Here is a 15,156-nt window from a genome sequence, read left to right on the forward strand (position 1 = left end):
GTCAGGTGCGTTTGAAGAACTCGACCTCCCCGACCGCGATCGGCCGTCCCTCGCCCTGGCCGGCCGCGGCCCTCAGCACCAGCCGGACGGAGACGACATCACTGATGCCGGTCCGTACCGTCTGCTTGCCCGGTTTGTCGGTGAGCGTCACCGCCTTCTTCCGGACCTCGCCGTCCTGCGTGGTGACGATCAGGTCGGCCTCGGTGGGCCTGGCCCCCTGCCGGAATTCCTCGGGCTTCGTCGACACACCGGTGTACACCACGACGCCGACCAGCCGGAACGGCTTGTCGAAGACGCATGTCAGTGACGAGTCGAGCGTGGGTGCGCCCCAATACCTGTTGGTCAGCCCGTCGATGGCGGCGGATGCCGGGTGGCCGGGGGCCTGGGCGCTCGCCGTGGCCCTGGCCGGGCTGACCTCCGCCGTTGCGCCGAGCTTGTCCCGCACGTCCTCGAAGAGGTAACGCCCGGCAGGTACGAGCAGAAAGCCCGCGAACAGCAGCCCGACGACCAGCAGCACCAGCACGGTCCGCCGGAACGCGCGGCCCGATCCGCTCCGCACCCGGCGGCGGAACGGCCACACCGTGCGCCACCACGGCAGCGGCGCCGGCTGCTCCCGGGTCTGCAACGGTGCGGCGCAGCGACGGCAGAACCGGCGTCCCGGCAGGTTCGGGGTGCCGCACGCCGGGCACGGCGGCCCGTCCGGCTCCTCGTCCGCCGTCACGGGCCTCACGACGGGCCGCCGGGCGATCGGCTCGGCCGGCCGCACCGCGACCACGGGCTCCTCCGCAGCCGCCGGCGCCGGCCGTACGGGGGCGGGCTGGACCGGTCCCGCGGGCGGCTCCGGTGCCTGTGCAGGCGGCGCGGGCGGTGGTGGTGGTGAGGATGGCAGCGGTGTGGACGAACGCGGTACCGGGAGATCCGGCACCGGGGGCACGGGAGGCGAGACCTCGGGCGCGGGTGTCGTGGTCTCCGGTGCGGTACCGCTCACGGGCGCGGGGTCGGGGTCGGGCGGCGTGCCGGTCGTCGGCTCGGCGGCCGGGCGTGCCGGTGCTGACGGGCCGACAGGTTCCCTCGCGGGGGCGGTCGGTTCCGCTTCGGGGGCGGCGGGTTCCGCCGCGGCGGGAGGGGTTCGCGGCGTCCGGGAGGACCAGCCCAGGTAGGAGCCGCAGTTCCCGCAGAATTCGTCGTCCTCGCGGTTGGCGGAACCGCACGCCGGACACGAGCGCATCGCGTCAGCCTCCTGTCTCGTCCGGTGGGCCCGGCAGAATCTCCACCCGGCAGGTGAGGTGTACGGGGCACGAGGCGGCGAGGACGTCCCGGACGCGGTTCGCGTCCACCTGTCCGCCGTGCGGCGCCCAGACCCGTACCAGCAGTTCCCCGGTCGGGGCCGGGGGCAGCCGGGTGCCCGGTTCGGACGACCACGTGGCGCCGCCGCCGTCCCGGATGTCGGCGTGCACACCGAAGCAGAGCCGGAGTTGTTCGATCAGGCCGCGGCGGGTGCCGCGCCACCGGTGCAGCTCGACGGCGCGGGCGATGACGGCCCGCCGCAGCTCCTCGGGCCACGCCGGATCGACCTCGGCCGCCACCCAGGACGACAGCCAGGGCAGGAAGTCGGCCGGGGCCAGCGACGGATCGAAGTAGGCGGGGAGGTTGTCCAGGGTGGACAGGACCGGTGCCAGGACGGTGTCCAGGCCCGCCGTGAACCGCTGGGCCAGGTCGTCGTCCGCGTACAGCGCGGGCAGCAGTCCACCGATCGGGTAGCGGCTCGCGAGACCGGGTACCGCGGCCCTGGTCATGAGCCGTCACCGGTCGTGCTCGCGGTGACCTCGACCTGGTGCTGGTGCGAGAAGACCAGGGCGCTGGGGGCGACATCGATCCGGTCGACCGCCGCCCCGCGCCGGCCGGTGATCGGGTCCGCGGGGAACAGCCGCACCTCGTCCACCAGGCCCACCCCCGGCACGCCCTGGAGCACGGCGAAGATCTCGCCGTACTGCACCGGCCTGCCGAACGGCCACCCGGTCCCGTCCGCCCCGCCCCGCAGCGGGTCGATGTGGCCGAACAGCGCCGCGATCGCCTCCGCGCGGACCCGGTCCACGTCACCGCCGTTCGTCACCAGCCTGGCCACCACCGTGACGCCCTGGTACGCGGGCGGTTCCACCACCAGCCGGGTGCCCACCAGGCGCCGTTCGTCGAGTCGTGCCGTGACCGTCGAGAGCACGGAGTCCGACGGGATCAGCTGCTCGAACCGCAGTTGGCCGCCCTCGTCGACGACCGCGTCGGGCACCACCAGTACCCGTACCGCGCCGCCCTCCCCCGCGACGGCGGGCATACACCGGACCCTGTGCAGGGAGGGCGCGGCCTCGCGGGCGATGGCCTCGTAGTCCCCGGCCGTGACCGCCCGCTCCTGCACCCGGAGGATGTTGGGCGCCCGGACCTTCGCGTTCTCCACGGTCTCGCCGTCGACCCCGCCCCGGGCCGCCTCGCGGTTGTCCACGCCCGCCACGTACGGCACCGAGCTGCGCAGCACGCAGATGGCGCCGCGCGCGACGTTCCCGGCCGCCCCGCCGCCTGTGCGGTAGCGGGGTACCCGCAGCTGGGCGCCCTTCTCGGGCACCGCACCGTAGGAGCGCATCGTGCCGTCCGGATCGCGTACCTCCGGCGGGAACGCGAACTCGCCGGAGACGGCATCGATCCGCACGTGCCGGTCGTGGGGGGCGGAGGCGCCGAAGTGCTCCACGGCGGTCCAGACCTGCCAGCCCTCCGCGGAGGAGACCTGGACGACCGGCGGCTCCCCGTCCATCAGCAACGGGGCCCGGCTCACGGAGAAGCGCTGCCCGGCGACGCCCTCGGAGGTGCCGAGCTGCACGTCGAGGACGGTCTCCGCGTGTTCGACGCCCGTGGTGCCGCCGACGGTGAACACCTCGGCCTCCCGGATCGTCGGCGACTCGGAGTAGAACGGCTGGCCCGGCTCCGGCGCGGTGACCCGGCAGCGCAGCCATCCCGCCCGGACCCCCGCGGTCACCGAGGCGGTGTGTCCGGCGGGGACGAACACGACGACCTCGCCGGGCCTGTTGAGCCCGCCGGTGCTGTCGGTGCCGGTCCGGCAGATGACCCAGCGGGCCCCGTCCCACGCCTCCCAGACCAGCGGCGGCTGCCTCGGGTCGACGCCGACACCCTCCACCCGGCTGTCCAGCCGCACGGCGACGATGCACCGGGGCACGGCGGTGGGCAGGCCGAACAGCAGTGCGTCACCGGGCTCCGGCCTGGGCTGGAAGCACGGGATGTCCTTGCCCGCGCCGAGCGGTGCGGTGCGGTCGGTCTGATCGCCCGACACCGGCGCGGTGACCAGCCGGATGAGCGAACTCGGCACGATCGGCAGCTCCTCGGAGGTCGAGAACACCACCGCCTCCTCGGCCTCGCCGCGCGCGGTGGCGACCTCCGTGCCCGCCGGGAGCCGCACGGTCTCCGGCTGCGGCGCGGAGAGCCAGAAGTCGACCTCCGCCCGCGCCACCGTCGGCGGAAAGAGTGTGACGCCCAACAGGTCGAGGAAGGCCGAGTAGTTCTTGTCCGGGACCCGGTTCAGCCGGTACAGCAGCTGGTCGACCATGTACGCGAACGTCTCGATGAGCGTGACCCCGGGGTCCGACACGTTGTGGTCGGTCCACTCGGGAGAGCGCTGCTGTACATACCGCTTGGCCTCGTCGACGAGTTGCTGGAAACGCCTGTCGTCCAGGTTGGGTGCGGGCAGGGCCATCAGCGCACTCCCGATTCTTCGGAGCCCTCGGAGGACGGAATCGTGTAGAAGGGGAAGACGAGGTTGCGCAGGTCGTTGGTGGCCCGCACGGTGTAGTGCACGTCGATGTACAAGGTGCCCTCCTCGATGGCGTCGAACGCGATCACCACGTCGGTCACCTCGATGCGCGGCTCCCACCGCTCCAGCGATGTGCGGACCTCCTGGGCGATGCGCCCGGCGGTGGCGCCGTCACCGGGTGCGAAGACGTAGTCGTGGATGCCGCAGCCGAACTCCGGGCGCATCGGCCGTTCGCCCGGCGCCGTGCCGAGGACCAGCCCGATCGCCTCCTCGATCTCCCGGTCCCGCTCGACCATGCCGATGCCGCCCGTGGCGCCGACCCGCAGCGGGAAGCCCCAGCCGCGTCCGATGAACCCGCTGCCGCTCACACCGGGCCCCCGATCAGTACGTTCGGCGCACCGCTGATGATGGGCGCGCCGCAGCTGGTGTTGTCCCGCATCCGGGCAGCGGGCAGCCCGCCGATCAGGACCTGACCGGTGACCGCGCCGGCCGGGTTGGGCATGATCACGTTCCCCGGTCCGAGCACGGCGTGCGGGGGGACCACGCACACGTGCAGGCTCCCGGTGACGGCCGCGGGCCGGCCGCCGATCAGCACGGTGGCGACGGCCACCGCACCCGGGGGCGGGGTACCGATGACGCCGCCGTGGGCGGTGCTGTCGCCCGTGCGGGCTGCGGGGGGCATGGTCGGTGTTCTCCTTGCTGAAAAAGGGACTTCTGGAGGTCTCGGAGGGTTGGTGGGGGCGTCAGTTGATCCTGATGAGCTTGGCCTTGAGCACGCCGAGCAGTCCGCCGTCGATCGTGACGCCCGTCTTGCCGTTGACGTTCACCGAGCGGCCCTTGATGTTCACGTCGCCCGTACCGGCGTCGAGTGTGATGCCCGACGAGGAGAGGGTCACGGAGCTCAGCGCGCGGGTGCCGCCGCGGGCGTACACCGTCACCGCGATCTCGCTCCGCCGTTCGTCCAGGGCGACTTCGAGCCGCTTGTCGCCGGTGGCCAGTCGGACACCGGACGGTCCGCGCGGGGCGTCCAGCAGCTCCAGCCGGTTGCCCGAACGGGACACCAGCGAACGGCGGTTGACCTTTCCGCTGGTCGGGTCGACCAGCGGCACGTCGTGCGGCGAGGGCTTGTCGACCCCGTTGTAGAGGCCGCCCAGCACATAGGGACTGTCCAGCAGCCCCTGCTCGAACCCGACGAGCACCTCGTCGTTGACCTCGGGGCTGAACACCCCGCCGCCGCCCTGGCCGCCCCACTGCACGGTCCGGACCCAGTCGGTCACATAGGTGTCGTCGAGCCATGGGAACTTCAGCCGGACCCAGCCCCGTTCGGTCTTGCCCTCCCGGATGTCGGTGACCACACCGATCGCCAGCCCCGGCATGCGCGGGCCGCGCGAGGGCGCGTCGCAACCACTGGTCAGGCCCGCCAGCGAGCGGTCGGGCGCCGCGCTCACCAGCACGGTGGTGCGGTAGCCACCGTTCGGTTCGAGCACATGGTGCACGGCGGTCGCCGTGTAGCGCCCGGCGAACGCGGGCCCGACGTTGCCGAGGGCCACCGGCAGGCCCGCCCGCAGCTGCGGGTTGCCCTCGGCGACCGCCTCGATCTCGCCGAATCCGGAGCTCACCGAGGCGGCCACCGATCCGGCTACGGCGGTTGCCTCGGCCTGGGTCCGGTACGGGGTGTCGGTGACCGTCATCCGCGCGTTCGGGCCGAACGCCCCGGCGGCCAGCGACGGGCTCATCCCGGGGGACACGGTGTCGCTGCGGATGGACTGCTCGCGGGCCACCAGCCGGGTCTTGGTGTCGACGTTCCAGCCGCGCACCTCCACGCTGTCCGCCCCGTCCGCACCGGTCAGCACGGCCCGCAGGGCCAGCAGGTTGCGCCCGTACTCCAGAACCATCGGGTGGCGGGTGGCGGAAGTGGCGGGCGAGGGTGCAGAGGAGGCGGGCTTCGGCTTCACGAACTGCAACAGGCCCTTGTCGTCCACCCGTACGTGCGCACCGCTCTCGCCCGCGAGGTACTGGAGGAACTCCCAGTCCGAGACGTTGGGCTGGGTCAGCTGCTTGTACGTGATGGGGGCGGCCTCGATCTTTCCGCAGGCCAGTCCGGCACCCGAGGCGACCTTGCGGACGATGTCGGCGGTCTTCATGTTGCGGAAGGCCACCACCTTCCGGCCGCGCTGGAGCCGGTGGGCCTTGGAGAAGGCCCGGACCACCGTGAACGAACCGGTGGTGTCGCTGTCCAGCTCGACGGCGGTGACCTCACCGGTGAACAGCCGCTCGCGCACCCGCTCCTGCACGGTGACCACCGAGATCTTCAGCGGGGTACCGATGGTGATTCCGGTGGCGGTGAGCAGCTTGTGATCGGGGTCCCGGTACATCAGCACGGCAGTGTCCGGCAGGCCGACGTTCTCGTCCACCACGCAGCTCACCAGCTGGGCCGCCCAGGCGGCTGGCAGCTCGCCGGGGGCCTCGACGATCGGATCCGCTGCGAAGGACCGGCCGGCGGCGGTCATCGGCCACCCTCCGGAGTGTGGTCTTCCAGTCCGGGCACGACCAGCTCCCTGCCGGGTATCAACTGCATCGGGTCGTCGACATCGTTGGCCTCGGCGATGGTGCGCCACACGGTGGCGTCGCCGTACTCCCGCCACGCGAGCAGCGGCAGGCTGTCGCCGGCGACCACCCGGTGGGTACGGCGCGCCTCCCGCGAGCCCGAGGTGGGGTTCTGCCCGGCCGGATCGACGCTCGCCTCCTCGATCGAGAGCGAGCAGGTGGCGCGCAGAGGCTTTCCGTCGACGTCGAACAGGGTGTACGAGACGGAGAGGTTGGACATCACGCCGTCGAACGAGGTCGTCTTCGACGTGCCCCAGTCGAAGCGGACCCAGGGGCTGGCGGGCGTCTTGCGGGCCAGGCTGCTCGGGGTGGGCACACAGGCCGTCATGAGCTGTTCCACCGCCTTCTCCACCGAGTTGTCATGGGTGGCGGTGGCGTCCAGGAAGACCTCCAGGGACAACGACCGGGGCCCGCTGCCCACGAATTCGGGCAGCGCGGACTGCCCGGCCATCCGGGACGGCGTACGCCGCCACTCGGTGCTCTTGCTCAGCGACAGCTTCGCGGGGTTGAACTGCAACGTGAGCCGGGCGAGGCTCCCGCCCGGTTTGGCGCCGACGGTCGTCGGCGGTTCCATGATGGTCAGCTGGGCGCGGGCACGGCTCGTACGGACAGCGGGTGACATTGCGCTCCTCCTTCCCGAATCTTCTCTGCGACGTGTGACTGCTGCTGTACGCGACCTCGTCCATGACGGCGCATCAGGACGGCTCCAGGCCCTCGTGCGCGATCTCCAGGGTCTCGATCGCCGCCTGGGAGTTGGCGGGGTCGAAGGACGGCCCCTGCCAGCGGACCGGCACGATGCCGTGCACCTGCCAGCTGATGATGCGGCTGAGGTCCGGGCGGAGCGCGACGATCTCGCCGTCCTTGGGCTCGACCCGCTGGATCGTCTCGTTCAGCCATCGCGCGATCTTGAGAGTGTCGGCGGTGACGGGGCGGGTCAGTGTGATGTTGGTCCAGGTGATCCGCCCCGGCAGCTGCCAGGTGAAGCCGTTGTTGCCGCCCTCGGCGTACTGCTCCATCTCCACCTCGGCGCCCAGCCCCGAGCAGGTGTGGAAGGCCCCCAGGTCGCTGCCTCCGATGACGAGCTTGAAGAACACACTCGTCGCGAAGATGTTGTCCGTCATTTGCTTCTCTTCTTCTCTGCTGTTGCCACGTACGTTGCGGAGGGGGCCGGACCGTTGTCAGCGGCGGCCGTCGTACGGCCGTCCGGTACGTTCCCGCCCTCTGCGCAGGTCCGCGCGGATCAGGCGGCTCACCGGATCGATCAGCCGACGGGCCAGTTCCTCGATGTCCGCCCCGGTGACCCGGTGCGCGGCCGGCGGGTCCGCGGTGGCCGAGGCGTCCGGTCCGGTCGAGGCGGTCCTGCCCGCCGGCTCGGCGCGCTTCACCGGGGCCGCCCGTACCGGAACGCCGGTGATCCCGGCGTCGGCCGCCGCGCGCTGGAGCACCCCGGCGGTGGCGGCGGAGGCACGGGCCCCGGCAGCCGCGGGCGGCGTCGGATTCGCGGGCCGAGTCTGTGCGCGTTGTGGAATCCGTACCGCCAGGGCCGGAGGTCCGATGGGCGCGGACACGACGGACTCGGGCACCGGTCCGGTGGTCGCGGGGGCGGCCGATTCCGACACCACCGGAAATGCCATCCGCTGGACGGGTACGGCGGTTGCTTCCGGCCGACCGGTCCCGGGCGGATGCGGGCGTACGACCGGGACCGGCCGGGCGGCGGACGGCGCGGGCGTCACGGCGGACGGCGCGGACGGCGCGGACGGGATGCCGGGTACGGGGCGGCGTGGCGCCGGGGGCGGTGGCGATGGCGGTGCGGGGTGTGACTTTGCGGGGCTCTGCCCCCGGGGATGTACGTCCGACCGTGAGGGTGGCGTTGTCACGCTGCCGCGTGGCGAACGCTGTACGAGCCGCAGGAGAGAGCGGGCCGCCGCCGGTCCGCGACCGGGACCCAGGTCGGGCTCGGTCCTGCTTCCGGTTTCGGTCCTGGAACCGGTCCCGGTCCTGGAACCGGTCCCGGCTCCGGCGCCGGTTCCGGTCCGCGCAACACGGCCGGGGGCACCAGCGGGCGTGCGGTCCGAGGGCGTACCGCCGCTCGGGGTCGTGCCGGTCGACGGGCTTGCGGACACAAGGCGTTGAACGGTCCCACCCGGCCCCGCGCCACCGGGCGTCGGCCCGCCGGGGGCAGATGGCCGGGGTGCGGCGTCCGCCTGTGTCCGATGTTCCTCAGTACGCGCGTTCCCGCGCGCCGGCGACGGCGACGCGTCACGCCCGGACTGCTGTGCGTCACGGCGCCAGGTGGCTGCCACGACGGGCCGGGCCGTGCTGCCCGCCGTCGTGGGCGCCGAGAAGCCCTCGGCGGAGCCGGTGCTCACGTCCAGGGCCCTGCCCGCGAGGAGAGCCCGCGAGCGCTGAACGACGGATGCCGAGCCCCCGGGGCCGACCGCAGCCCCGGCTGCCGGCCCCTTCTCCTGCTCCGGGGTGATCCTCCGGACACGTACCGGCGCAATGGGAACGGAGGGAGACACGGACGGGGGCAGGGCGCTGAGGGGGGCGTTCGGACGTGTGGTGCCTGCCGCGCGATGGACGGCGGCAGGTTCCGGCGTGGACGCGCCGGGTCGAGCGGGCACCCCGGACGAGCGCACCGGCATCTCGGCAGGCGTGTTGAGGGCCCCCGATGTCGGGCCCGCCGGTGCCGAGGACGAGAGCTGGAGCGGGGCCGCCCCGGGCTCTCCCGCCGACGCCGTGTTCGGCCGCGGGCCTGCGCTTCCCGGTTGCGCCCTGCGGCGGTCACCCAGCAGCGGTGCGTCACTCCGGAGCCTGGCGGTCGGCGGAAGCGAGGTGAGCGGGGCACCGATACCGCCACGGGTGCGAGCCGGTGAACCGGACACATCCGGCTGAGACGGCCGCGACGGCTGTGACGGCTGTGACGGCTGTGACGGCTGTGACGGCTGTGACAAGTGTGGAGCCTGCCACGGCTCCGATGACCGCGGGGCCTGGGCCTTCGGGACTCGGCTGTCCGAGGGCGGCGGCTGACGCACCGACGGCTTCGCCGACTCCGCTGCCGTCTCCGACGCCTGGCGTTGCAACACGGGCATGCCTGCCGGCTCTTGCCCTGCCGGGGCGGAAGGCACAACCGCGCCCGGCGCCGTCGAGTCGGCGGTGACCGCCCCGATGGGCAGCTCCCGCAGGGGCTTGCCCAGAGCGGGACGTACCGGTGCGGCAGCCGGCTGATCAGCGGTGCGGTCAGTTGCCGGGGCAGCGGCGGATGTGGTGTCGGCGGAGGCGACGGGAGTGGCCGGTGCGGAAGCCGTGGAGACGGCGGAAGCCTCGGGCGGCAGGATCCCGGCGATCTGCCGCAACGCCATCGCCGGACGCCGGGCCACGATCAGGGGCGCGGCGGTCCGCCGGGGACGTACGGCGGCGGGCCGGGCGCGCTGGAGCGAAACCGGTGCCGATGATGCGGTGCCCGCGGGCTGCGGCGACGCCGACGCGGCGACCGGCCCCCGAGCCGCGTCCGTTCCCCGAGCCGCGTCCGTTCCCGGAGCCGAGGCCGTTCCCGGAGCCGAGGCCGACGGCGTACCGCTCGCCCGCGCGGTGCTCCTCGCCGGGGCCGGCCCTGCCGTGGTTTCCCGCGTGGTCACACCGCCGCCGCGGCCCTGCCGCCCCGGCGCCCCGCTCCCGGAGGAGCGAGTGGTCGTCGTATCGCCGGACCTCCGAACGGTCTCGGTAGGCGGCCTCCCGCCCGTCGCGGATTCCGCCTCCCCGTCCGTCCCGGTCCGGGCGGCACGCAGCAGCAGCGGTCCGCCGGGGGCCGTGGACCGCGAGCTGCCCGGACGGGCGACGCCGTGGATCAGGCCCACCGGTGCGGACGGCAGTACGGCATGGCCGAGTTCGCCCGCGAACGCGAGGTTCTGCCACGAGGCGAGGCCGTCCCGGAACCGCAGACCGTCGCTCACCCCGATCGAGGACCGGGCGACGGTCACCGCCGGCGGTGCGACCCGCCGCCAGCCACCGTCCCAGCCACCGTCCCGTCCGTCGTCCCCGACGCCACCCGGTCCGCCGTCCCGCGGACCGGCCCCGCTGTCGCTCCGGCCGTCCTCCGGTTCCTGAGTGACGGCAGCAGCGACGGAGCCGGTGCCGGCCACGTCCCCGTCTCCGGAGCCGTCCCGGGAGGGCGTTGGGGACTGCCGGCGGTCCCCTCGGCGGAACCAGTTCCCGAGACCCACACGATCACCCGCCTTCGTTGACGCGGGTGTTGATCCGCGCTATCTCCCGTACCCACTCCTGACGCTCGGCGTGGGTGAGGTCGAGGATGTCCTCTCGTGGCCAATGGAAGTGGTAGGCGACGTACGCGATCTCCTCCCGCAGCCGGGGAAGCGCGTACGTCACGATTCCCCCAGGCGCCCACCCGAGAGGTCCACCTCGAACGATCCGTGGCACAGCGGACAGGTCACCGCGGCGTGCGTGTGACCCTCGCTGTTGATCCGGCGGTAGAAGTCCTGGAGGAACGCCACGTCCGTGGCGTACATCCGCTCGACGACCCCGGCGTGCACATCGGTGATGGTGCCGAGCTGGGTGATCACCTGGCTCAGCAGCACCACCGACAGGTACGCCGGGTTCTCCTTCACCCGCAGATCGATCTGCGGGCGCAGCTCGTCCCGTGCCGTCGCGAGCCGCATCGAGCCGCGCCGGTGGACCTGGCCCTCGTCGTCCACGTATCCGCGCGGGAGCTCGAACTCGAACTCCGAACGCATCGCCTGCTGGTCACGGGCCAAAGACGGCGCGGGAGCCGTCTCCTCGCGTGCGGCGGGCTGGGCTGACGCGAGGCTGTCGAGGACTTCGTCGAGCCCGCCCGACGTAACGGTCCTGCGCCTCATTCGACCACGATCTCCTCGAAGGTGATGGTCACCGACTCGGTGGCGGCACTGGACTCGCCGGCCTTCAGCGAGGGGCCCTCCCACTTGCTGGCCCAGCCCTGCATCAGCTGGATGCGCCGGACCGTCTCACCCTTCGAGTCCTTGATCTCGATGGTCAGGTTCTGGCGCGCGGTGTCGACCGCACCGTTGTTGAGCGTCTCCTTGATCCATTTGGTGAACTCGCTGCTCTTGTCGAGCCCGCGGGTGATCGTCACCTCGCCCGCCTGGCGTGCGCCGGGCTGCTTGCGGATGATCTGCTTGCCCTCGGCGGTCACTTGACGGACCTCGACGACTTCCTCCTCGACTGTCAATCCGCTGATCTCTTGGATCGACTCGACGAGATAGCCGCCCAGCTGCACGCCGAAGACGTGGGTGGAAAGAGCGTCGCCCTCTGCCATGACTCTGTGTCACCTGTTCCGTTCGGGGACCCTGTCGGGTCACTCGTTGACGAGGCTCGTGCTGTCGGAGAACTGCGCGAGGCGGAAGATCACGAACTCCGCGGGCTTCACCGGAGCCACGCCGATCTCGCACACGACCTGGCCGAGGTCGATCGACTCCTGCGGATTGTTGTCGCGGTCGCACTTGACGTAGAACGCTTCCTCGGCCGTGCGGCCGAAGAGCGCGCCGCGGCGCCACTCCTCGGTGAGGAAGGCGGTGACGTTGCGCCGGATGCTCGACCAGAGGCGGTCGTCGTTCGGCTCGAACACCACCCACTGGGTGCCCAGGAGGATCGACTCCTCCAGGTAGTTGAACAGGCGGCGCACGTTGAGGTAGCGCCAGGCCGGGTCGGACGAGAGGGTGCGCGCGCCCCAGATCCGGATGCCGCGCCCGGGGAAGGCGCGCACGCAGTTGACCCCGATCGGGTTCAGCAGGTCCTGCTCGCCCTTGCTGAGGCGGATCTCCAGATCCAGCGCGCCGCGGATGACCTCGTTGGCGGGGGCCTTGTGCACACCCCGCTCGCCGTCGCTGCGTGCCCAGACGCCGGCGACGTGCCCGCTCGGCGGCACCAGGGAGTTCTGGCCGGTCGCCGGGTCGAAGACCTTGAGCCACGGGTAGTACACGGTGGCGTAGCGCGAGTCGTATCCGGCGTCGTCGTTGCGCCAGGTACGGACCCGCTGGGCGTTCATGCCCGGCGGGGTGTCCAGGACGGCGACCCGGTCGCCCATCTGCTCGCAGTGCGAGATCACCGCCAGCTGGACGGCCTTGACGCCGTCGGCGTCGATGTCCCCGCGCTGGTAGGCGCTCATCAGGTCCGGGACGGCGACCATGGTGATCTCGTCGATCGCTTCGAGTCCCGCGAACCCGGTGCGGGCGGCGGCGTCACCGACGTACTCGGACGGGTCGAGCCGAGCGACACCGGCGCCGGGGGCGGCAGCGGCGGGCGCGAGGGCGAGGCTCTGGTTCTCGGGGCGGGTCTGGGCCGCGCCTGGCTGCTCGGTGACCTCGATGAGCTTGGACTGGCGGGCCTGGGTGACGAGATAGCCCTTGACGTTCTTGCGGCTGGAGACGTCGTAGGTCTCCACCACCTTGCCGGCCTGCCGCACCAGCAGCCGGAACCGGTCCTCCGGAGGGTTCTCGCCCTCGGTGTCGGTGACCTCGACGGAGAGGTCCGCGCCCGCGCCGGGCCGCGCGGAGACCTGGAACCCTCCGAGGGCCACGGGCGCGGCCGACCCGGACACGGACTGCTGCCCCTGGTCCTGCGCGGGGCCGCCGATGCGCACGATGTAGGCCGCGCCGCCGCCGTTGGCGAAGTAGCCGTAGACCGCGGGGGTCAGGTAGGTGCCGGTGGTGAAGGTGCCGAAGGTCTGGACGTACTGGTCCCAGTTGGTGACCAGTGTCGGCTGGTGGAAGGGGCCGGACTCCGCGAAACCGACGAAGGCTGCGACCGCGGTGCCGACTCCCTCGATGGGCCGCGCACCGGACTGCACCTCCTCCACGTAAACACCCGGGGTGAGGTACGACGGCATGCTCGCTCCTTCGCGTGGTCATTCGTTCGTCGCCGAGTCTTCCCCGGCGGCAGTGGCGGACAGTAGGTCTCAAGGTCCTGGGCACGGGGCAAGGGTGCTGCCTTCCCAGGCACCCGCGGGGCAGGAAAAGCTTCCCTTTGCGGGCCGGGCCCGGCGGCCGGAACATTTTCTGTTCCAGCCATGTGACAACGGTGTGAACAGTGGATTTCCGGAAGGCACTCACCGGCGCAACGGCCGGTTCTCCCAGGGAAATTCGGGCGCCCGGCCGCCGGTGTCGCACAGGCGGAAATCAGCCAGAATTCTCGGGCCCCGACGACCTTGTCGGGCTTTGGTGACCGGATCCGCTCCTGGCCGCCCTTCCCCGCCTCTTAATGTGCGCAGGGGAAGAAAACCGCCAGAGACCGGCAAGCCGGGTTTCCCTGGAACGAGATCTCTGCTGTTCTCATCTCCCGTGGAGGAAGTAGGAGGTCAGACGCTTTGTTCCTACGGTGCGAGGTCGCTCAGCACACCGCTGACATTGAGCACCTGGTGGCATTCGGAAGCCTGAGTTCCGGTCGCCGGGGTGCCGGGTTTGTTGCAGGTCACGGATGCGGTGACGGTGTCGTTCTGCTGAATCTGGATGGGGGTGACCCAGTGATAGTCCTGGTTGCGGAAGGTCTCCAGTGCGATGGTGGTGATCTTCCGTTCCCCGAAGGAGATCGTCAGCACTCCTTCGTCGCCCTGGAAGTTCGCCACCACGATGTCCGTGATTCCGAATACCTTGCCCTCCGGAACCTTGTAGGTCCCCTTCTTCTCGCCCCCGGACCGGGTCTGCACATCGATCGTCGCCGAGCTCTGCTGGGTGCCTCCGGTCCCGCCGTCCGCTCCCGAACTGGAACCGCCCGAGCCGGCGCCCCCGGAGCCGTTCGGCTTGCCCTTCCCGTCACCCTTCTCCTGGCCCTGGCCGCCGGTCGGGTCTCCCGTGCCACCCGCCGTCGCGTCCTGTTTCCCGCCGGGAGGCGTCTTCTCCTGCGCGGCCTCGTTCGCCGCCTGCTTCGCGGTGCTCCGCACCGCCGGCCTCACCAGCGCGAACCACGCGAGCAGCAGTGCCAGCAGCGCGGCCAGAACGATCAGCAACCAGCGGGGCAGCACCGGCAGTTGGGCGAACTCACCGGGCAGCGTCTCGGAGCGGCCCGGCTGCTCGCCGTCGGTGTCCCCTTCGGCGGTCTCGGCGGCCTCGACCTCGAACGGCCAGGCGACCGGCTTCCCGAACCAGATCAGCTTCCGGGCCCGGACCCGCAGGCCCACCTCGGCGGACTCGCCCGGTTCCAGGCGCCGTTGGCCCTGGGTGAAGGCCAGACGGAGTTCCTCCCCGGCCTGCTTGCCGCTGAGCGCGACATCGACCGCGGTGTTCCCCCTGTTCTGCACCGCTGCCCGGAAGCGGGCACCCAGCCAGCCGGAGCGCCGGCCCGGGTCGAGCTCCGCCCGGAGCTCGTGGAAGGGCCCGACGACCACCGTGGCCTCGGGAACCGCCACCGACTCGGGGTGCTCGGCGGGCAGGACGCGGACGCCCAGGGGCATCTCGCCGGCCCGGACCTCGTGGGATCTGGGTGGCGCGAGCCGCACGGTCACCACTTCGGAGGTGCCCGGGTAGAGGGACACGCGGGCCGGCTCGACGGTGCTCCAAGCGGCGCAGTCGCCGACCACTTCGAGCGTGTACGCCTCGACGATGTCACCGTCGTTGCGCACGGTCAGGGTCGTCGTCGCTTCGGTGCCGGGCGACACCGTCACCGTGGGCGTTTCGAGTTCGGCAGATGTGGTCACGATGCGACGTTAGGCCGAGCCACCGGCCGCGCAGCAGAGACGCGAGGGCAACGAA

Annotated in this window: 15 protein-coding genes and 1 pseudogene; 1 reads left to right on the forward strand and 15 read right to left on the reverse strand. The window is 72.0% G+C overall.

From position 1 onward, the window contains the following. Position 1: 1 nt before the first annotated feature. The 10 genes and pseudogenes from ACIRJP_RS00475 to ACIRJP_RS00520 form a co-directional block, all read right to left on the reverse strand. The gene (locus tag ACIRJP_RS00475; protein WP_404167603.1) at positions 2-775 is read right to left on the reverse strand and encodes an NADase-type glycan-binding domain-containing protein; all 774 of its coding nucleotides are present in this window, start codon (positions 773-775) and stop codon (positions 2-4) included. A gap of 390 nt (positions 776-1,165) precedes the next feature. Continuing rightward, positions 1,166-1,228, reverse strand: a pseudogene (locus ACIRJP_RS00480) (zinc ribbon domain-containing protein); the annotation flags it as partial. Between the two features lie 4 nt (positions 1,229-1,232). Further along, positions 1,233-1,796: a phage tail protein I gene (locus ACIRJP_RS00485; protein WP_404166651.1), complete on the reverse strand. Its 564-nt coding sequence runs from the start codon at positions 1,794-1,796 to the stop codon at positions 1,233-1,235. Continuing rightward, a complete protein-coding gene (locus tag ACIRJP_RS00490; RefSeq protein ID WP_404166654.1) occupies positions 1,793-3,754 on the reverse strand; it encodes a putative baseplate assembly protein in 1,962 nt (653 codons plus the stop codon). The genes ACIRJP_RS00485 and ACIRJP_RS00490 overlap by 4 nt, the downstream gene beginning before the upstream one ends. Then, entirely contained in the window at positions 3,754-4,179 is a 426-nt protein-coding gene (locus tag ACIRJP_RS00495; protein WP_351257960.1) for a GPW/gp25 family protein, read from the reverse strand. Before ACIRJP_RS00495 ends, ACIRJP_RS00490 begins: the two co-directional genes overlap by 1 nt. Then, positions 4,176-4,493: a PAAR domain-containing protein gene (locus tag ACIRJP_RS00500; RefSeq protein WP_404166657.1), complete on the reverse strand. Its 318-nt coding sequence runs from the start codon at positions 4,491-4,493 to the stop codon at positions 4,176-4,178. Before ACIRJP_RS00500 ends, ACIRJP_RS00495 begins: the two co-directional genes overlap by 4 nt. A 61-nt stretch (positions 4,494-4,554) precedes the next feature. Continuing rightward, entirely contained in the window at positions 4,555-6,321 is a 1,767-nt protein-coding gene (locus ACIRJP_RS00505; protein ID WP_404166659.1) for a VgrG-related protein, read from the reverse strand. Beyond that, on the reverse strand, positions 6,318-7,040 hold the full coding sequence (locus ACIRJP_RS00510) for a LysM peptidoglycan-binding domain-containing protein (RefSeq protein ID WP_404166662.1): 723 nt from the start codon (positions 7,038-7,040) through the stop codon (positions 6,318-6,320). Before ACIRJP_RS00510 ends, ACIRJP_RS00505 begins: the two co-directional genes overlap by 4 nt. A 73-nt stretch (positions 7,041-7,113) precedes the next feature. Further along, positions 7,114-7,539: a phage tail protein gene (locus tag ACIRJP_RS00515; RefSeq protein WP_072486909.1), complete on the reverse strand. Its 426-nt coding sequence runs from the start codon at positions 7,537-7,539 to the stop codon at positions 7,114-7,116. A 57-nt stretch (positions 7,540-7,596) separates the two neighbouring features. After that, positions 7,597-8,052, reverse strand: a complete 456-nt coding sequence (locus ACIRJP_RS00520; protein ID WP_404166665.1) for a hypothetical protein — start codon at positions 8,050-8,052, stop codon at positions 7,597-7,599. Between the two features lie 1,654 nt (positions 8,053-9,706). Here ACIRJP_RS00520 and ACIRJP_RS00525 point away from each other — a divergent pair. Beyond that, positions 9,707-10,525 carry a hypothetical protein gene (locus tag ACIRJP_RS00525; protein ID WP_404166668.1) on the forward strand — a complete coding sequence of 273 codons (819 nt, stop codon included), beginning with the start codon at positions 9,707-9,709 and terminating at the stop codon, positions 10,523-10,525. 120 nt (positions 10,526-10,645) lie between these two features. Here the strand turns inward: ACIRJP_RS00525 and ACIRJP_RS00530 are convergent, their stop codons facing one another. From ACIRJP_RS00530 to ACIRJP_RS00550, 5 genes are all read right to left on the reverse strand, one after another. Beyond that, positions 10,646-10,804 (reverse strand): DUF6760 family protein, encoded by a 159-nt coding sequence (locus ACIRJP_RS00530; protein WP_164495324.1) that lies wholly within the window; start codon positions 10,802-10,804, stop codon positions 10,646-10,648. Beyond that, positions 10,801-11,292 carry a hypothetical protein gene (locus tag ACIRJP_RS00535; RefSeq protein ID WP_404166672.1) on the reverse strand — a complete coding sequence of 164 codons (492 nt, stop codon included), beginning with the start codon at positions 11,290-11,292 and terminating at the stop codon, positions 10,801-10,803. The genes ACIRJP_RS00530 and ACIRJP_RS00535 overlap by 4 nt, the downstream gene beginning before the upstream one ends. Then, positions 11,289-11,729, reverse strand: coding sequence for a phage tail protein (locus ACIRJP_RS00540; RefSeq protein WP_072486912.1), 441 nt, complete (start codon positions 11,727-11,729; stop codon positions 11,289-11,291). Before ACIRJP_RS00540 ends, ACIRJP_RS00535 begins: the two co-directional genes overlap by 4 nt. Positions 11,730-11,768: 39 nt before the next feature. After that, positions 11,769-13,298 (reverse strand): phage tail sheath family protein, encoded by a 1,530-nt coding sequence (locus ACIRJP_RS00545; protein WP_404166675.1) that lies wholly within the window; start codon positions 13,296-13,298, stop codon positions 11,769-11,771. A gap of 483 nt (positions 13,299-13,781) precedes the next feature. Further along, positions 13,782-15,101, reverse strand: coding sequence for a hydrolytic protein (locus ACIRJP_RS00550; protein WP_404166678.1), 1,320 nt, complete (start codon positions 15,099-15,101; stop codon positions 13,782-13,784). Positions 15,102-15,156: the final 55 nt, after the last annotated feature.

This window comes from Streptomyces sp. NPDC102437, from assembly GCF_044765565.1.
Lineage (GTDB): Bacteria > Actinomycetota > Actinomycetes > Streptomycetales > Streptomycetaceae > Streptomyces.